Origin of the sequence: Deinococcus depolymerans (genome assembly GCF_039522025.1) — a bacterium.
Taxonomy (GTDB): domain Bacteria; phylum Deinococcota; class Deinococci; order Deinococcales; family Deinococcaceae; genus Deinococcus; species Deinococcus depolymerans.
Genome location: NZ_BAAADB010000030.1, coordinates 42,597 through 59,198 on the forward strand (window position 1 = coordinate 42,597; position 16,602 = coordinate 59,198).

The 16,602-nt window shown below is 71.1% G+C and carries 19 protein-coding genes; 3 read left to right on the top strand and 16 right to left on the bottom strand.

Going from position 1 to position 16,602, the window contains the following annotated elements:
* Positions 1–65: 65 nt before the first annotated feature.
* The gene (gene ilvD / locus ABDZ66_RS14785; RefSeq protein ID WP_343760456.1) at positions 66–1,760 is read right to left on the bottom strand and encodes a dihydroxy-acid dehydratase; all 1,695 of its coding nucleotides are present in this window, start codon (positions 1,758–1,760) and stop codon (positions 66–68) included.
* Positions 1,761–1,838: 78 nt separating this feature from the next.
* Here ilvD and ABDZ66_RS14790 point away from each other — a divergent pair, with 78 nt between their 5' ends.
* Positions 1,839–2,243 carry a hypothetical protein gene (locus ABDZ66_RS14790; protein ID WP_343760459.1) on the top strand — a complete coding sequence of 135 codons (405 nt, stop codon included), beginning with the start codon at positions 1,839–1,841 and terminating at the stop codon, positions 2,241–2,243.
* Between the two features lie 30 nt (positions 2,244–2,273).
* Here the strand turns inward: ABDZ66_RS14790 and ABDZ66_RS14795 are convergent, their stop codons facing one another.
* Both ABDZ66_RS14795 and ABDZ66_RS14800 read right to left on the bottom strand, forming a co-directional pair.
* Positions 2,274–3,077: an intradiol ring-cleavage dioxygenase gene (locus tag ABDZ66_RS14795; protein ID WP_343760461.1), complete on the bottom strand. Its 804-nt coding sequence runs from the start codon at positions 3,075–3,077 to the stop codon at positions 2,274–2,276.
* Positions 3,078–3,258: 181 nt separating this feature from the next.
* Positions 3,259–4,290 (bottom strand): peptidylprolyl isomerase, encoded by a 1,032-nt coding sequence (locus tag ABDZ66_RS14800; RefSeq protein ID WP_343760463.1) that lies wholly within the window; start codon positions 4,288–4,290, stop codon positions 3,259–3,261.
* Between the two features lie 85 nt (positions 4,291–4,375).
* On the opposite strand from ABDZ66_RS14800, the gene ABDZ66_RS14805 reads away from it, so the two are divergent.
* Positions 4,376–5,440 carry a lipid II:glycine glycyltransferase FemX gene (locus ABDZ66_RS14805; RefSeq protein WP_343760465.1) on the top strand — a complete coding sequence of 355 codons (1,065 nt, stop codon included), beginning with the start codon at positions 4,376–4,378 and terminating at the stop codon, positions 5,438–5,440.
* 180 nt (positions 5,441–5,620) lie between these two features.
* Here the strand turns inward: ABDZ66_RS14805 and ABDZ66_RS14810 are convergent, their stop codons facing one another.
* The 8 genes from ABDZ66_RS14810 to ftsE form a co-directional block, all read right to left on the bottom strand.
* Complete coding sequence (locus tag ABDZ66_RS14810) at positions 5,621–6,232, bottom strand: LON peptidase substrate-binding domain-containing protein (protein ID WP_343760467.1); 612 nt, start codon at positions 6,230–6,232, stop codon at positions 5,621–5,623.
* 124 nt (positions 6,233–6,356) lie between these two features.
* Positions 6,357–7,190 carry a tRNA (guanosine(37)-N1)-methyltransferase TrmD gene (gene trmD, locus ABDZ66_RS14815; protein ID WP_343760469.1) on the bottom strand — a complete coding sequence of 278 codons (834 nt, stop codon included), beginning with the start codon at positions 7,188–7,190 and terminating at the stop codon, positions 6,357–6,359.
* Positions 7,187–7,759 carry a ribosome maturation factor RimM gene (gene rimM / locus ABDZ66_RS14820; RefSeq protein WP_343760471.1) on the bottom strand — a complete coding sequence of 191 codons (573 nt, stop codon included), beginning with the start codon at positions 7,757–7,759 and terminating at the stop codon, positions 7,187–7,189. The genes trmD and rimM overlap by 4 nt, the downstream gene beginning before the upstream one ends.
* Complete coding sequence (locus ABDZ66_RS14825) at positions 7,756–7,995, bottom strand: KH domain-containing protein (RefSeq protein WP_078305021.1); 240 nt, start codon at positions 7,993–7,995, stop codon at positions 7,756–7,758. Before ABDZ66_RS14825 ends, rimM begins: the two co-directional genes overlap by 4 nt.
* 133 nt (positions 7,996–8,128) lie before the next feature.
* Entirely contained in the window at positions 8,129–8,377 is a 249-nt protein-coding gene (gene rpsP, locus ABDZ66_RS14830) for a 30S ribosomal protein S16 (protein ID WP_343760478.1), read from the bottom strand.
* Positions 8,378–8,522: 145 nt separating this feature from the next.
* Entirely contained in the window at positions 8,523–10,010 is a 1,488-nt protein-coding gene (locus ABDZ66_RS14835) for a murein hydrolase activator EnvC family protein (protein WP_343760482.1), read from the bottom strand.
* Complete coding sequence (locus tag ABDZ66_RS14840; RefSeq protein WP_343760487.1) at positions 10,007–10,870, bottom strand: cell division protein FtsX; 864 nt, start codon at positions 10,868–10,870, stop codon at positions 10,007–10,009. Before ABDZ66_RS14840 ends, ABDZ66_RS14835 begins: the two co-directional genes overlap by 4 nt.
* Positions 10,867–11,550 carry a cell division ATP-binding protein FtsE gene (gene ftsE / locus ABDZ66_RS14845; RefSeq protein WP_343760489.1) on the bottom strand — a complete coding sequence of 228 codons (684 nt, stop codon included), beginning with the start codon at positions 11,548–11,550 and terminating at the stop codon, positions 10,867–10,869. Before ftsE ends, ABDZ66_RS14840 begins: the two co-directional genes overlap by 4 nt.
* 175 nt (positions 11,551–11,725) lie before the next feature.
* Between ftsE and ABDZ66_RS14850 the strand changes: the two genes are divergently transcribed.
* Complete coding sequence (locus ABDZ66_RS14850) at positions 11,726–13,048, top strand: S41 family peptidase (RefSeq protein WP_343760491.1); 1,323 nt, start codon at positions 11,726–11,728, stop codon at positions 13,046–13,048.
* Between the two features lie 220 nt (positions 13,049–13,268).
* Here the strand turns inward: ABDZ66_RS14850 and ABDZ66_RS14855 are convergent, their stop codons facing one another.
* The 5 genes from ABDZ66_RS14855 to ABDZ66_RS14875 all read right to left on the bottom strand — a co-directional run bounded on the left by ABDZ66_RS14855 (position 13,269) and on the right by ABDZ66_RS14875 (position 16,538).
* Positions 13,269–13,904 carry a hypothetical protein gene (locus ABDZ66_RS14855; protein WP_343760493.1) on the bottom strand — a complete coding sequence of 212 codons (636 nt, stop codon included), beginning with the start codon at positions 13,902–13,904 and terminating at the stop codon, positions 13,269–13,271.
* Positions 13,901–14,473, bottom strand: coding sequence for a GNAT family N-acetyltransferase (locus ABDZ66_RS14860; RefSeq protein ID WP_343760495.1), 573 nt, complete (start codon positions 14,471–14,473; stop codon positions 13,901–13,903). The genes ABDZ66_RS14855 and ABDZ66_RS14860 overlap by 4 nt, the downstream gene beginning before the upstream one ends.
* A gap of 79 nt (positions 14,474–14,552) precedes the next feature.
* Positions 14,553–14,957, bottom strand: coding sequence for a diacylglycerol kinase (locus ABDZ66_RS14865; protein ID WP_343760497.1), 405 nt, complete (start codon positions 14,955–14,957; stop codon positions 14,553–14,555).
* Complete coding sequence (gene ybeY / locus ABDZ66_RS14870; protein WP_343760499.1) at positions 14,954–15,421, bottom strand: rRNA maturation RNase YbeY; 468 nt, start codon at positions 15,419–15,421, stop codon at positions 14,954–14,956. The genes ABDZ66_RS14865 and ybeY overlap by 4 nt, the downstream gene beginning before the upstream one ends.
* 118 nt (positions 15,422–15,539) lie before the next feature.
* Positions 15,540–16,538 carry a PhoH family protein gene (locus ABDZ66_RS14875; protein WP_343761056.1) on the bottom strand — a complete coding sequence of 333 codons (999 nt, stop codon included), beginning with the start codon at positions 16,536–16,538 and terminating at the stop codon, positions 15,540–15,542.
* Positions 16,539–16,602 lie beyond the last annotated feature (64 nt).

Sequence of the window (16,602 nt, forward strand, 5' to 3'; positions counted from 1 at the left end):
CGCCCACCCCGAGGTGCAGCGGCCCTGGTCGTTCACGCCCGGAGAGGCGGAAGGCGGCGGGTCGTTCAGTCGGTGTACGCGCCCACCGACGCGCTGCTGACCAGCTTGGCGTACTTGGCGAGCACGCCGCGCCTGTAGCGCGGTTCGGGTTGCACCCAGGCGGCGCGGCGGCGGGCCAGTTCGGTTTCCGGGACGTGCAGGGTGAGCTTCAGGGTTTCGGCGTCCAGTTCGATGGTGTCACCCTCGTGCACCAGGGCGATGGTGCCGCCCACGAACGCCTCGGGCGCGACGTGCCCCACCACCAGACCGAAGGTGCCGCCACTGAAGCGTCCGTCGGTGATCAGGCCGACGGAGTCGCCCAGGCCCTTGCCGATGATGGCGCTGGTGGGGGAGAGCATCTCGCGCATGCCGGGGCCGCCCTTCGGGCCCTCGTAACGGATGACGAGCACGTCCCCGGCGCGGATGCGGTCACCCATGATCGCCTCCATGCATTCCTCCTCGGAGTCGAACACGCGGGCCGGGCCGGTGATCTTGATGCTCTTCAGGCCGCTGATCTTGGCCACCGAGCCTTCCTCGGCGAGGTTGCCGCGCAGGATGGCGAGGTGCCCCTCGGTGTACAGCGGGTCGCTGAAGGCGCGGATGACGTCCTGCCCCTCGCTGGGCGCATCGGGTTCGTCCGCGAGGTTCTCGGCGACGGTCCGGCCGGTGACGGTCAGGCAGTCGCCGTGCAGCAGGCCTTCTTTCAGCAGCATCTTCATGACGCGCGGGATACCGCCGACCACGTGCAGGTCGGTGGCCACATACTTCCCGCTGGGTTTCAGGTCGCAGAAGACCGGGGTGCGTTCGCGGATGCGTTCGAAGTCCGCCAGGGTCAGGTCGATGTCGCAGGCGTGCGCGATGGCCATCAGGTGCAGCACGGCGTTGGTGCTGCCGCCGACGGCCATGATGACGGTGATGGCGTTCTCGAAGGCCTCCTTCGTCAGGATGTCCAGCGGGCGGATGTCCTGCTCGACGAGGTTCAGAAGCGCGCGGGCACTGTCGGCGCTCGACACGGCCTTCTCGGCGTCCACGGCGCTCATGGTGCTGGAGTACGGGAGGCTCATGCCCATCGCCTCGAAGGCGCTGCTCATGGTGTTCGCGGTGTACATCCCGCCGCACGAGCCGTTGCCGGGGCAGGCGCGTTTCTCGATCTCGGTGAAGTCCTCGCGGCTGATCTTGCCCGCCCCGAACGCGCCGACCGCCTCGAACACGCTGACGATGGTCAGGTCCTTGCCGTCGTAGTGGCCGGGTTTGATGGTCCCGCCGTACACGAAGATCGCGGGGATATTCAGGCGGGCGATGCCGATCATGGCGCCCGGCATGTTCTTGTCGCAGCCGCCCACGACGATCACGCCGTCATGGCTCTGCCCGCGCGACACGGTCTCGATGGAATCCGCGATCACCTCGCGGCTGACCAGCGAGCACTTCATGCCCTCGGTGCCCATGCTGATGCCGTCCGACACGGTGATCGTGCCGTAGACCTGCGGCATCCCGCCCCCCTCGCGGATGGCCCCGGTGATGTGGTCGGCCAGTTCGCCCAGGCCGTTGTTGCACGGCGTGATGTTGCTCTGCGCGTGCGCCACGCCGATGATGGGCTTCTCGAAATCGCCGTCCTCGAAGCCCACGGCGCGCAGCATGGCGCGGTTCGGGGCGCGCTCATCGCCCTGCGTGATGTGGTGGCTGTTCCAGTTCAGTTTCCGCTTCTGCGCCGTGTCGGTCATGCCTCACCCTACGCCCGGCCGCGCCCGCCTGCATGCAGAGGCACAGACAGGCGCACCCGGCCCGCGTTAGCGTGCCGCATGACCCGCCCGCACCTGCTGTTCGTCTACAACGCCGACGGCGGCCCCCTGAACGCCCTGAAGGACCTGTGGCACAAGACGGTCTCGCCCGCCACGTACGACTGCCAGCTGTGCGCGGTCACGTACGGCCCGCTCGGCATGCGCCGCGAGTGGCGGGCGTTCGTGCGGTCCCTCGCGGCCGATGTGACCTTCCTGCACCGCGACGAACTGGCCGCGCAGCACGGGGTGCAGGGAGTCCCGCTCCCGGCGGCGTTCGTGCTGGACGGCACGCAGGTGCGCCCCTGGCTGAGTGCCGCGGCTGTCAGGGAGGCGCGCACCCTGGACGACCTGATGTCCCTGGTACGCGCCTCCCTACCCATGACCGGGCCGACCCTCCGGCCGGATGGGGCCACGCGGCCCACCTGACCGGGCCTACCTGACTGACCGGGGCGGTGGTCAGCCGATGTTCAGGCCGACGTCGAACGTCGCCGCGTACCCCTTTACCGGGTCGCCCCTGACGTTCAGCAGGAGCTGGCTGCCGCCGTTACGGTAGATGCCGTCCTGCGCGTTGGGCGTGTCGGCCCTCGTGCCGTGCGCGTTGTACGGCGCGCGGGCGAACACGGCGCTGTTCACGCTTTCCGGGAAGAACAGTTGCGACGTGAACTCGCCCGTGGCCTTCCCGCTGGCGTCCAGGGGCCGCAGCTTGAAGTGAATGTGCACGGCCCGCCCACGGTACCAGCCGGGGTAGATGGTCGTGAATTTCGCGCGGCCCTGCGCGTCCGTGACCTGCGAACCGCGCAGGAAATCCCCGGTGTTGCCCTGCACGTCCGAGTACACGCCCTGCGCGTCGCAGTGCCACACGTCGATCAGCACCTGCCCGCGCGGCGTGCAGCCGCCCACCGCGACCCGGCTGACCTCGAAGTTCAGGGTCAGGGGCACCCCGGCGCTCAGCCTGCCGGTCGTGGTGTCGCGGCGGAGGTCGCTGCGGCGCGGTTCGCTCTCCACGAAGTACGGCCCCTCGGTCATGGCGGGCCGCACCACGCAGCCGGGCAGGCCACTGGCGGCGCTCGCCTGCCCCGCCCCGCCGCCCCGCTGGGCCAGCACCCCCCCGGCACCCAGGGCGGCCGCCCCGGCTCCCAGGCCCAGCAGGCGCAGGGCGCGGCGGCGACTCAGGAGCGTGCCGATCATCTCGTCGTCGTTGTCCCCCTCGGGGGTGTGGGCGGGGGCGCTCAGGTTCGGGCGGTGCGGGTCGTGCGGCATGGGGTGTCCTCCGGTTCCCGGGCCGGCGCCTGTCTGACGCGCCCGGTCAGGCATCCTCACCCGCCGCGGTTAAGGGACGGTTGACGTCGGCCCGTCCCGCCACCCCTGATACGGACTGCCGTTTGTTTCGCCGGCAATCCGGAACTTCACCGGATTGCCAGCTGCACGTCCGGAACCCGCGTTACTTGTCGGCGGGCGCGGCGGGTGCGACGGTCACGACAGCCGGGAACGACTCGGTGTTCAGGCGGGCGATCTGCGCGTCGAGGTACTTCTGCGCGGCGTCCTTGCTCAGCTGGTCGCGGATCAGCGGCGCGGCGTCCGCCAGGGGCAGCGTGCCCGCCTCGGTGCGCTTGGTGACGGTCAGGACGTGCCAGCCGAACTGCGACTGCACGGTCTGCACCTTCCCGACCGGTCCGCTGAAGCTGGCGCGGTCAAAGGTCTCGACCATCTCGCCCGGCCCGAAGCAGCCCAGGTCGCCGCCCTGCGCGGCGCTGCCCGGATCCTGGCTTTTCTGCCCGGCGAGTTTCGCGAAGTCCGCGCCGCCCGCGAGTTCCTTCGTGAGGGCCTGCGCCTCGGCCTGGGTGGGCACCAGGATGTGCTTCACGCACGCCTGGGCGTCCTGCATGAAGTCGGCGCGGTGCAGGTTGTAGTACCCGGCGACCAGGGCGTCCCCGAACGTGAAGCGCTTCTGGATGCCCTGCAGGTAGGCGCCCACCACGCTCTGCCGTTCCAGTTCGCGCCGCAGGTCGGCGGCGTCCGCGTATCCGGTGGCGTTCAGGGCGTTCCGGAATTCCCCGTCGGATTCGAAGTCGCTGCGGGCGTCCGCGAGCTGCTGGTCCAGGGCGGCGGCGTCCGCCTTGTTGCCCGCGCGGGCCAGCTGGTACACGGCCCGGTCCCGCAGGAACTGCTTGAGGAACCCGGGACGGGCGGCCACGAACTCGCTGAGGTAGGACTCCTCGAACGGCACGCCCTGGGCGTTCACGACCCGCGCGGCCGCCAGGCGGAAGGCGCGGTCGAACTCGCCGAGCGTCAGGGTTTCCCGGCCGACCCGGCCGACGGGCGTGCTGGGATCCTGCGCGGCCGCGGGAACAGTGGGCGCCGGGGCAGTGGGCGTCGGGGCAGTGGGCGCCGGGGTGGCAGGCGCGGTCTGGGCACCGGCCATCTGGAAGGCGACGCCGCTCAGCAGCGCTGCGGTCAGGAGCAGTTGTTTCACGTCCTGCACTCTAGCGTCCCGCGCGGCGCTGTCCATGACAGTCTCCTGTGACCGGCGCGGGGCGGGGCCTGCTACAATCCCCCCCGTGCGCCTGAGCCTAGTAGAAACCACCGATCCGCGCGTGTACGACGACGCCGTGCGGAACCTGCCCATCACCAGCGCCCTGCAGGGCTGGGGGTACGGCGAGGCGCGGCGAACGCTGGGGCAGACCCCGGCCCGCTACCTGATCACGCAGGACGGCCGCACCGTCGGCGCCGTGCAGCTGCTGCGCAAACGCCTCGTGCCGGGCTTCAGTACCCTGTACGCCCCGCGCGGCCCGGCCCTGGAAACCCTGGACCTGCTGCCCGCCTTCGCGGAGGCCGTCCGGCGCGTCGCGCGGCCCACCGACGCCCTGCTGAAGGTCGAGCCGCCCGTGCCGTTCCTGGCGGACGACAGCGTGACCCTCCCCGAGGCGTACGGCCCGCTGCGCCGCGCCGAGACCGAGCAGCCGGAACACACCATCGTCGCGGACCTCACCCGCAGCGAGCAGGACATGATGGCGGGCCTGTCCAGCATGGCCCGGCGGAACGTCCGCACCGCCGAGAAACTCGGCGTGGTCGCCGGCCGCGACGACGACTTCGACGCGTTCTGGGACATCTTCACCGCCACGAACGAACGCGCCAGGCTGGGGGCCTTCCCCCGCGCGTACTACGAGACCATGCTCCGCGAGGGCAACGCCCACGGCGGCGAGGCGTACATCGTCCTGTCGCGCTACCAGGGCCGGGCGCTGGCCGGCGGGTTCTTCCTGGCAATGGGCAAGGGCACGTACTACCTGTTCGGCGGCAGTGTCCGCGACGACCGCGTCGACGGCCAGGGCAGCCCCCTCAAGGACGCCAAGGCCCCGGACGCCTTCTACTGGAACGCCATGCTGGACGCCAAGCGCCGCGGCTACGAACTGTTCGACTTCTGGGGCATCCCGCGTGTACTCGACGAGAGCAAGCACTCGTACGGGGTGTTCAAGATGAAACTCAAGTTCAGTGAGCAGCGCGTGTGGTACCCCGCCTACGACCTGAACCTGAACCCGGCGGCGCCTGCCATCGTCCGGGCGCTCCGCTGGCGCAAGACGCAGAACAACCTGCGCAAGCGCGGCAGCGCCGACGACGTGCTGTGACGGCTGGGCCGGAATCGGGATCATACGGACTCCGATTGAATGGGCTGCTAAGCCCGTTCAATCCGAGCGGATGCGACTCGTAGAGCTGCGCCGCACAGCAGGAGAAAAACGCCCCTCCGGACGTGGAGTCGGCAATCCGGCGAAGTTCCGGATTGTCGGCGAAACAAACGGCAGTCCGTATCAGTTCAGGATTCTGGCCTCGCCCGGCACGAGGCCCAGCAGCCGCTCCAGCCGCTCGAGCAGCGTGACGGCCCGCAGGGCGTCCTCACGCTGCTCCGGACTGGCAGGCAGCAGTGTCGCCGCGAAACTCGCCATCAGCAGCGGGTCGCTGGGGGCCGCCTCCCGCAGCTCGTCGGCGTTGCCGGGCCGCAGGCGCAGCAGCGCCGTGAGCAGCTGCGCCGCCGCGCCGCGCGCCGCCTCGGCGGCCAGCCCGGCGTCCAGCGGGTCCGGTTCCAGCGGCCAGACGGTCACGTCCGCCGACAGGTAGGGCCGTTCCAGGTAAAAGGCGTCCACCTGGAAGCGGTCCCCGCCCACCACCAGGACGGTGCTGGTGCCGTCCTCGTGCGGACTGGCCTGCCGCAGGTGCGCCAGGGTGCCCACCCGCGACACCCGCTCGTGAAAGGGACGGTCTGACGTTTCGGAGGACTCCACGATGCGCACGATCCCGAAGGGTTGCCCGCTGGCCTGCACGTCGGCCAGCAGTTCACGGTAACGGGGTTCGAAAACGTACAGGGGAAGGACCACGCCCGGGAACAGCACCAGTTGAGGCAGGGGAAACAGTGGAACGCGCATACCCGGCCATGGTGCGCCCATCCGCGCCCGGCAACTTGAGCGAACCCCACAGTAGACGCGGGGCAGCGGGGGAGGCGGCGCGGCGGCAGAGGGGGGCCCAGGTCGCGCCCTACCGCTGCGGCGGTCAGGAACCGGGCGAGGGGTCCGGGTCGGCCGGGCGGGGCCGTTTGCGGCGTTTCGGGCGGGGTGGTGGGGGCGCACCCCAGGCCTGCAACTGCTCCGGCGTGGCGCCCAGCGCTCCCAGGGTGACAGTGTCGGCAGGGGTCAGCGGGGCGCTGACCAGCAGGTCCGGGCGGCGGGCCAGCGTCCGCGCCAGCGCCTGCCCGCGCCGCCACGCGGCCACCGCGCCGTGATTCCCGCCGCGCAGCACCTCCGGAACGCCCTGACCATGCCACTCGGGGGGGCGGGTGTACTCGGGGTAGTCCAGCAGCCCCGAACTGAAACTGTCCGCCTGATGCGACTCGGGGTCACCGATCACACCCGGAACCAGCCGCGCCACCGCCTCGAGCACGCACGCGGCGGCCGCCTCGCCGCCCATCATCACGAAGTCCCCGATGCTCAGCTCGCGGGTCACGAGGCCCTCGGTGCGGGCGTCGAAGCCCTCGTAGCGCCCACACAGGAACACCAGGTGGCGGCGTTCGGCGAGTTCCTCCGCGACCGCCTGCGTGAACGGCTGCCCGGCCGGACTGAACAGGATCACCTCGTCGGCCGGGGGCAGGCTCGCCAGGGCGCGCTCGGCGACGTCCACGCGGATCACCATGCCCGCCCCGCCCCCGTAGGGCGTGTCGTCCACCTTGTGATGCCGGTTCCCGGCGAAGTCGCGCATGTTCACGAGCTGCACGTCCAGCAGGCCGCGCTCGCGGGCCTTCCCGACAATCGCCTCGGCCGCGAACGGCGCGAGCAGTTCCGGGAACAGCGTCAGGAACGAGAAGGTCAACTGCGGAGACAGACCGGTCATTCGGCCCGGCCCGCCTCTTCGGCCCCGTCCGGGTCAAGCAGGCCCGCCGGGGCGTCCCCGGTGAGGGTCAGTGATGCGGGCCGGCGCCGGGGCCCGAGGTTCACGGTCACGTACGGCGCCTGCAGCGGCACGAACGCCTCGCCCGCCGCGTGGCGCACCACCAGCAGATCCTGATGCCCGGCGTCCAGCACGTCCACGACCTCGCCCAGCACCTCGCCGGCCGGGCCGTTCAGGGTCAGGCCGCGCAGTTCGTGGTAGTAGTACACGCCGTCTTCGGGTTCCGGCAGGTCGGCGTCGGCGGCGTACACGTTCAGGCCGCGCAGGTCCTCGGCCCCCTCGCGCGTCACGACGCCCGCCAGGTGCAGCGCCACGCCCGGCGCGAGCATCTCGGCGCGGCGGACCTTCAGCCAGCCGCGTTTCTCGACGTACACGCGGCCCAGCGCGGCCAGTTGCGTCGGGTCACCCAGCACGAACACCTTCACGCCGCCCTTCACGCCGTGCGGTCCCAGGAAGTACCCCAGGCGCGTCCGGTCCTGCCCGCCCCCGGCAGTGGAAGCTGCGCCGGTCACGCTTTGCGGGGGGCGTCCAGGTCGACGTTCAGGCGGTCACGGGGGTCGCTCGCGGCGCGGACCAGGGTGCGGATCGCCTGGATCACGCGGCCCTGCCGGCCGATCAGGCGGCCTTCCTCGCCCGCTCCGACCCGCACGACCACGGTCGGTCCCCGGCGGGACACGCGCACCAGCGACGGCTGATCCACCACGCTCTGGGCCAGGAACAGGGTCAGGTCTACAGGATCGGTCTTCATGCCGGGCATTCTAGAGCATCCGGAACGCCGGGCGCCCGTGCGCTGCGTCCAGACCGCACAATCCTGCCCTGCTGGCCGCTCGGGCGACATGAAAAAAGGCCCCACGTGGGGGCCTGTCAGGGGGTGTGGACGCTCAGGCGACCTTGACGCCCTGGCTCTTGAGCAGGCGGCGGGCCGTCTGCGTGGGCTGGGCGCCCTGGGCGATCCAGTAGGCGGCGCGCTCGGCGTTGACCTTCAGGTACGTCTCGGTGGTCTTGCGGGGATCGTAGTGGCCGAGGCTCTCGATGTAGCCACCGTCACGGGGACGGCGGGCATCGGTCACGACGATACGGTAGTGGGGGTTGTGGGTAGCACCGAAACGGGACAGGCGAATCTTGACCATGATGGAAACCTCGGGTTGATCGGGTGATTGAGGGTACAGCTCCCGCTAGGATCACGGGGTTCATGCGCCCGTCAGCAGCCAACCGGGGTGCGCACCGAACAAGAGTATCAGCCGCGCCGCCACTCGGCAAGAGGGCGCACGCCGCCTAGAAGCCCGGCGGGACCGGCACGCCGCCCCGCCGCAACTGGAAGGCCATGCTGTCCGGCCCGATGATCGAACTGCCCCCCACCGTCCCGACCGGCGTGCCGCGCCCCACGCGGTTGCCCACGCTAACCAGCGGGTCCCGCAGCCCGAAGTACGCCGTGACGCTCGACCCGTGATCCACCAGCACCACCCACCCCAGCGACGCGTAGTACGTGACCGCCAGCACGTTGCCCTCCTGCGCCGCGACCGCCTGCGCCCCACCGCTGAGAACCACCCACGGCGACCCGCCCGTCCCGTACGGGGACTGCACCCGCCCGCCCGGCAGCGGGAACCCCAGCGGGCCACTCAGGTTCGGCAGGGGCAGCAGCTGCTGCTCGACCTGCACCTGCGCCTGCTGCACCTGCTCGCTGCGCTGCTGCAGCGCCTGCTGCTCGCGCTGCACCTGCGCCTCCCGCTGCGCCTGGGCGGCCTGCTGCGCGGCGCGCAGCCGGGCAGCCTGCGCGTCGGCCCGCTGCTGCGCCACCCGCGCCTGCTCGGCCCGCAGCCGCGCCAGCCGCAGCGCCTCCTGGCGGGCGCGTTCCTGCGCCTCACGGATCCGCCGGGCCTCCGCCTCACGCCGCCGACGTTCCTCCTCCAGGCGGCGCTGCCGCTCGGCCTCCAGCCGCGACCGCTCGGCCACGACCTGCCCGACCAGCTGATCGATGGTCTGCGCGGCGAGCGCCTGCTCAGCCTGCCGCTGCGTCGCCAGGATCCGCTTGCCGGCCTCGCTGGACCGCAACTGCGCCAGGAGGCGGCCCTGCTCGGCCCGCTGCGCGGTCAGGGTCTGCAGCGCCGCCGTGCGCCGCGCCTGCAGGGTCCTCAGGTCGCGGGCCTGCCGGGTCTGCTGCGCGCGCTGCTCCGCCAGGACCTTCACCTCGCCGGACAGGGACGCGATCACGCGCGTGTTGTACTCGCCCGCCATGTTCGCGTAGCGCAGGCGGATCAGCAGGTCCGAGAGGCTGCGCGACTGCGAGAGCAGCTGCAGGTAGCGGCCGCTGCGGTCCCGGTACTGCAGCAGCAGCACCTCGCGCACGTCGCCCTGCAGGCGTTCCACGCGGGCCTGCGTGACCTTCAGCTGCGCGGTCGTGTCGGCCAGCGCCCGCTCGGCCAGCGCCACCCGCGCCGTGACGACCGAGACCTCGTTCTCCAGCCGCGAGGCGCTGGCCGCCAGCGCGTCCAGCCGCGAGAGCGTGACCTTCTGCTGCGCACTGAGACTCTGGATGCTGCGCCTGAGCGTCTCCAGTTCCCGCGCCTTGTCCGCACTCAGCTGCCGCTGCTGCTGCAACTCCCGCTGCAGCTGCTCGAGCCGCTGACTGGTACTGAGATCCGGGGCGTCACCGGTCCGGGCGCTGCCCTGCGCCTGCGCGGCCCACCCGGTCCCACCCGGCAGCGCGGTCAGCAGCGCGGCGCTCAGCAGCGCCGCCCGACCCCGCGACCCGCCCGCCCTCATTCCAGCTCCAGCAGGTACCGGCGCGTGGCGAACAGACTGCCCAGCAGTCCGATCAGCACGCCCAGCAGCGCCACCCCACCCAGCAGCGGCACCAGCGTCCCGGCGTCCTGCACGACCGGAAACACCGGCGCGAGCTGCTGCACGCGCCGCGCCAGCCCCAGGTACGACGGCACCAGGATCGCCAGCGACACCCCGGCCGCCAGCAGACCCACCAGCAGCCCCTCGATCACGTGCGGCATGCGGATGAAGCCGCGCGTCGCCCCCAGCAGACGCATCACGCTGATCTCGTCCCGGCGGGCGTACATCGCCACACGCACCGCGTTCAGGATGTTGAACAGCGTTCCCAGCAGCAGCAGACCCACCAGCGCGTACCCCGCGCCGCGCACGGCCGTCAGGGTCTTCACGGTCGGGTCCACGTACCCCGCGCCGTACTCGACGTCATCCACGCCCGGCAGGGCCGAGACGGCCGCCGCGACCGTGCGCGAGTCCTGCACGCGGCTGACCCGCAGGCGCAGCGTGTCCGGGAAGGGATTGCCGACCAGCGCCGCCGCGTCCCGCGTGTACGGGGAGTCCTGCGTCATCTCGGCCAGCACCTGCTCACTGGTCACCAGCGACGCCTCGCGCACCTGCGGCAGGGCCCGCACCTGGGTCAGCAGCGCCTCGCCCGGCGCGCCGGGCTGCAGGAACGCCGCCACCTCCACCTGCGATTCCAGCTGCGAGAGCGTGCGGTTGACATTCAGGGTCAGCAGCAGCACGAAGCCCAGCATCAGCAGGGTCAGGGTCATGGTCATCAGGGTCGCCAGGGTCGCCGTGACGTTCCCGCGCATCGCCAGCAGCGCCTGCCGGAAGTGGTAGTTCACAGCGCGTACCCGCCGTAGGGGTCATCCCGCACCAGCTTGCCCTTGCGCAGCGTCAGCGTGCGGTGCCGGAAGGTCTCGACCAGGTCGCGGGCGTGCGTGGCGACCACCACGGTCGTGCCGCGCAGGTTCACGTTCTGCAGCACCTTCAGCACCTCGCGGCTGTTGTCCGGGTCGAGGTTCCCGGTCGGTTCGTCCGCCAGCAGCAGCGGCGGGTCGCTCACGATGGCCCGCGCGATCGCCACGCGCTGCTGCTCACCCTGCGACAGCTGCAGCGGCAGCGCGTACTTCTTGTGTTCCAGGCCCACGGTCCGCAGGGCCGTCGTCACGCGCGGCGCCCACTCCCGCTGCGGCACGCCGGTCACGCGCAGCGCGAACGCCACGTTGTCGAAGGCGTTCAGGTGAGGGAGCAGCAGGTTGTCCTGAAACACCGTGCCCATGCGGCGGCGCAGCAGCGCCGTGCGGCGCCCCCGGTAGCGGGCCAGCGGTTCGCCCGCCACGCGCACCTCGCCCCGGCTGGGCAGCGCCCGCTTGAGCACCAGACTCATGAAACTGCTCTTCCCGGCGCCGGAATGCCCGACCAGGTACACGAATTCCCCCTTTCCGATCTGAAGGGACACGTCATCCAGCGCCAGCGTCCGGGTCACGGGGTACTCCAGTGAGACGTTCTTGAAATCAATCACGCGGACCACCCTGACAGGGCGGACAGCGACGGAAGGAAAGGACCTGTCATGCTCGCGGCACAGCATAGCCCAGCGCCGTCCCCCGCAGCATGAAGACTCCCGCAACGCCGCCGGCGCCAGGCGAACGGGATGAATTCCTCAAACGCACTTCACTTCCCGGCACTATCCTGACCGGGTGAACGCCAAACGCCTGACCACCGTCGGGGTTGCCCTGTCCGCCACCGCCGCTGTCGCCTACGCGCAGCTCGGCGGGTACACCCAGGCGAACCTCAGCAGCACCGCCACCGGCAAGACCTTCTTGCAGGTCATCAACGACCTGAACCGCCTGTACCTGTACCCGGTCGACCAGGAAAAACTGCTGCGTGGCGCCATCACCGGCGCGGTCGGCAGCCTGAACGACGAGTTCACGTACTACAGCCAGCCCGAGGACAACGCCATCGACGCCGAGAACCTCAACGGCGAGTTCTACGGCATCGGCGTGCAGCTCGTCGCGGCCAACCCCGACGGGACCGGCGGCAAGATCGACAACGTCTTCCGGACCGGCGCGGCCAGCACGGCCGGCGTGCAGATCGGCGACGTGTTCGTGAAGATCGACGACAAGGACGTCACCAGCGCCAAACTGAACGAGATCGTGCGCCTCGTGCGCGGCCAGAAGGGCACCGCCGTGAACGTCACCTTCGCCCGCGACGGCAAACCCTACACCGTCCGGATGGAACGCCAGCCCGTCACGATCGTCAGCGTCGAACAGACCGTCCTGCCCGGCAACATCGGCTACATCGCCCTGAACACCTTCTACAACGAGAAGGCCAGCGAGCAGTTCAACGCCGCCGTCGCCGACATGAAAAAGAAGAACGTCAGCGGCCTGATCCTCGACCTGCGCGACAACGGCGGCGGCCTCCTGAGCGCCGGACACGACGTCGCCGACCAGTTCCTGCAGAGTGGCCCCATCGTCAGCCTGCGGGACCGCAACAAACGGGTCCAGGTGTACGGCGGGAACGCCACCAACAGGGCCAGCGACTACACCGGCAAACTGATGGTGCTGGTGAACAAGAACAGCGCCAGCGCCAGCGAGGTCGTCTCCGGCGCGCTGCAGGACACGGGCCGCGCCACCATCATCGGTGAGCAGACCTTCGGCAAGGGCGTCGCCCAGATTCCCGAAACGCTGCCCGACGGTGGCAAGATCGCCATCGTCGCCAACGAGTGGCTGACGCCCAAGGGCCGACAGATCCACAAGAAGGGCATCACGCCCGACGTGGTCGTCAAGGACACCCGCTACACCACCCCGCCCAACCTGACCGGCAGCGGCGTCACGCCCGGCGCGAAGATCACCCTGACCATCGAGGGCAAACCCGTGACCATCACCGCCGACAAGGACGGAAAGTTCAGCTACACCGGCGAGATCAAGCGCCCCAGCCGCAGCGCCGCGCAGGGCGAGGCCGTCGTGGACCTCCAGACCGACGCCATCCTGAAAAAGGCCGTCGAACTGCTCGGCAAGTAAGCCGCTTCATCTCCGGCGGGCCGCCCCTGAACGACGGGGGCGGCCCGCCTGTTGGGGCACGTCACACGGACTGCCGTTTGTCTCGCCGACCATCCGGAAGTTCACCGGACTGCCAGCTCCAAGTCCGGAGGGGCGTGCTGCTCCCACTCTGCGGAGCAGCCCTCCGGGTCGCTTCGCTCGGACCCAGCGGGCTTTGCAGCCCCTTCAATCGGAGTCCGTATCAGTCCCAGTCCCAGTCGCGCCAGTCGCTGGCCCTCGCCCCGGCTGCGCCGGTGACAGGGGGCGTCTTCGTGCTGCCCGGCTGGCTGCCGGGCGCCGGGTACCAGTCATACGTGGCGGCCAGGGCTGTGTCCAGCCGCTCGCGCAGCAAGCCGGTCAGCCGCGTGCGTTCAGGGTCGCTCAGGCGGCCGAGTTCGCGGGCCAGCCGGTCAAGCGCGGCGTCCAGGGCCGGCAGGTACGGTTCGCGGGCCTTGCGCACCGCGCCGCGCCGCAGCGGCCCGGGGTGAATGACCGGCACGAACGACGCGGCGGCCGTCTCCAGCAGCAGGGCGCGGCGTTGCTCGCGCGTCTCGCGGGCGCGGGCGGCGCGGTCGCGGGCGTCGGCGGCGCGCGCCTGCGCGGCCAGGAAATCGTCGCGGCGTTCCACGTCCAGCACGCGTTCCTCGGCGTACAGTTTCACGGGCGGCAGGCGGCGGCGGCCCATCTTCAGGCCGTTCGGGCGCGTGCGGTCGTGTTCACCCAGGAAGCGGGTGATCAGGGTGGGGGTCCAGCCGCGCTCCTTGAGGTCCTGGGTGGCCAGGAAGCCCGGCGGGTTGGAGGGGGCCGCTTCCCGGCCCTCGCGGGCGGGGGGGCTCATGGTCGGGGCGTCCACTCGCGGCGCAGCAGGTCCAGTTTCACGCTGTCGAAACGCCGGCCGCCCACCAGCCGCGCCTCGCGGATGCGGCCGGCCTCGCGGAACCCCAGGCGGTGGGCGGCGCGGAGCATGCGTTCGTTGCCGCTCCAGGTGCTGAAGGTCAGGACGTGCGCGTCGGTCTCGTTCAGCGTCGCCTCGACCCACAGGGCCAGGGCGCGGCTGCCGACGCCCCGCCCCCAGTGTTGCGGGTCGAAGATGATCACGCCCAGGTCCCACACGTCACTGGCGTCCTCGGCGCGGTTGAGCATGCCGATGCACGCGCCGCCCAGGTCCACGACCCGCTCGTTCGGGGTGGGCGGCGCCGTTTCCAGGTGGCGGACGTAGGTGCCCAGCGAGGCGGTCGTGTCGGCCGGGTTCAGGTACGGGGCGTCCCACTGACGCCACTGCGCCGTGGGGTCCGTGAACCAGCGGCGCAGGACGGGCAGGTCGCGGGGTCGGCGGCCCCGCAGGGTCACGGCCGCCGCGTCCGGCCCGCCGGGAGGGGCCGTGGGGGAGGGTCGAGGCTCGGTCACGCCGGGTATCCTGCCACGTTCCGGCCGGCCCACACCGTCAGCGGATGGACCATGTGCGCCGGCCCCCGGCCCTGAACGCTCAGGTGAGGCCCAGGCGGGTCAGCAGCGGCGGCAGCAGCACGCTCAGGCCCACGATCAGCGCCCCGGCGCTGCCGAGCAGCACGGCCGCCGCCGCCGCGTCCTTCGCCACGCCGGCCAGCGCGTGCCACTCGGGGCTCACGAGGTCCACCACGGCTTCCAGCGCCGTGTTCAGCAGTTCCAGGCTCAGGACCAGCGCGCAGGCCAGCGCGACCGGCGCGACCGGGGCCCGCAGCCACACGGTCAGGCCCAGGGCGCCCAGGGCCGCCCAGCATTCCAGGCGGAAGTTCGCCTGCGTGCGGTAGGTGCGGGTCACGCCGGTCCAGGCGAAGCGGGCCGAACGCCACCAGCGGCGCGGACTGCGGGCCGACGGACGCCGGGCCGCGCCCGGTTCGGGCGTGCTCACGCGCCGTCAGGCAGCGCCGACTGCGCCGCGCGCCACGCCGCGTGGAACACCTCCCACTCGGGTCCCTGCGCGCCCTCCTCGAACCCCAGCCCTTCCGCGTGCGGGTGGTCGTTCCCGACGAGGTGGGTCAGGCCGTGACTGGCGAGCAGCGCCACCTCACGCGTCAGGGAGTGGCCCCGCGCGTCTGCCTGCCGCTGCGCGGTGTCCAGGCTGATCACGATGTCCCCCAGGTGCGGCGGCACGAACGGATCACCCGGCTCCCAGGTGGGGAAGCTCAGCACGTCCGTCACGGCGTCCTCGCCCCAGTGCTCGCGCTTCAAAGCGCGGATGGTGCGGTCGCCGACCAGCACGACCGTCACCTCGCGGTCCGGCACCTCGAAATGCGCCATGACGGCCTCCAGACTGGCCCGCAGCGCAGGCCGCAGACCGGCGGGCGGGGTTTTACGGACGATCAGGTCAATCACTCCGTAGAGGATAGTGGATGGCAGATGGCAGATGGCAGATGGCAGATGGCAGATGGCGAAAGGCCCGGCTTACCTGCTCGCCGGGCCTCTGCTGCCATCAACCGTCAACCGTCAACCTTCAACTGTCAACGGCGTTGTCCCCGTCGCCCTCGGGGATGCTGGCGAACTCGCCGCGCCGGGCGGCGCGTTTGTCCTGCTCGGCGTTCTCGGCCGTCTCGTACGCCTTGATGATGCGGCCCACCAGCGGGTGCCGGACGACGTCCACCTCGGTGAACTCGTGCCAGGCGATGCCGTCGATGGAACTCAGGACGCGCTTGGCGACCGCCAGACCACTCGTGATGTGGCGCGGCAGGTCGATCTGCGTCACGTCGCCCGTGATCACGACCTTGCTGGAAAAGCCCATGCGGGTCAGGAACATCTTCATCTGCTCGCCCGTGGTGTTCTGCGCCTCGTCCAGGATGATGAACGCGTCGTTCAGGGTGCGGCCGCGCATGAACGCCAGGGGCGCGATCTCGATCACGCCGCTCGTCAGGTACGACTCGAACTTCTCCTGGTCCAGCATGTCCTGCAGCGCGTCGTACAGCGGGCGCAGGTACGGGTCGATCTTGGCCTGCAGGTCGCCGGGCAGGAAGCCGAGTTTCTCGCCCGCCTCGACGGCCGGGCGGGTCAGGATGATCCGCTTGACCCGCTTGGCCTTCAGGGCCTGCACGGCCATGGCGACCGCCATGTACGTCTTGCCGGTCCCGGCCGGTCCCACCCCGAAGGTGATGTCGCTGCGCTCGATGCTCTCCAGGTACAGTTTCTGCCCCGGCGTCTTGGGTTTCAGGCCGCGCGGCAGGCTCAGGCCCGTCACCTGCGTCTCGGCGGCCAGGCTGCGGCCCTCGCCGCTCAGGCGTGCGGAGCGCAGCAGGCTGTCGGGCGTGAGTTCCCCGCCGCCGCGCACCACGTCCAGGGCGTCGCGGACCATCCGCTCGGCGCTCCGCACGTCGGCCTCGTCGCCCGTGATGGTGATGGTCTCGCCGCGCGCGATCAGCTTCGCTTTCGTCAGTTCGCGCATGCGGCGCAGGTTGGCGTCCCCGGCACCCAGCAGGGCGAAGGCCTCACGCTGGTTTTCCAGGGTGACGGCGGCCGTGCTGAGGGGCTGGCCGGATGTCTGGGTGCCGCTGGTCTGGGCGGTCGCG

What these genes read in the sequence shown, in the direction of transcription:
- ABDZ66_RS14835 (WP_343760482.1), bottom strand. Translation starts at nt 10,010, where the DNA reads ATGAGGGCGGGCGGGTCGCGGGGTCGGGCGGCGCTGCTGAGCGCCGCG.
- ABDZ66_RS14825 (WP_078305021.1), bottom strand. Translation starts at nt 7,995, where the DNA reads ATGAAGACCGATCCTGTAGACCTGACCCTGTTCCTGGCCCAGAGCGTG.
- ABDZ66_RS14855 (WP_343760493.1), bottom strand. Translation starts at nt 13,904, where the DNA reads ATGAGCCCCCCCGCCCGCGAGGGCCGGGAAGCGGCCCCCTCCAACCCG.
- rpsP (WP_343760478.1), bottom strand. Translation starts at nt 8,377, where the DNA reads ATGGTCAAGATTCGCCTGTCCCGTTTCGGTGCTACCCACAACCCCCAC.
- ABDZ66_RS14795 (WP_343760461.1), bottom strand. Translation starts at nt 3,077, where the DNA reads ATGCCGCACGACCCGCACCGCCCGAACCTGAGCGCCCCCGCCCACACC.
- ABDZ66_RS14790 (WP_343760459.1), top strand. Translation starts at nt 1,839, where the DNA reads ATGACCCGCCCGCACCTGCTGTTCGTCTACAACGCCGACGGCGGCCCC.
- trmD (WP_343760469.1), bottom strand. Translation starts at nt 7,190, where the DNA reads ATGACCGGTCTGTCTCCGCAGTTGACCTTCTCGTTCCTGACGCTGTTC.
- ilvD (WP_343760456.1), bottom strand. Translation starts at nt 1,760, where the DNA reads ATGACCGACACGGCGCAGAAGCGGAAACTGAACTGGAACAGCCACCAC.
- ABDZ66_RS14810 (WP_343760467.1), bottom strand. Translation starts at nt 6,232, where the DNA reads ATGCGCGTTCCACTGTTTCCCCTGCCTCAACTGGTGCTGTTCCCGGGC.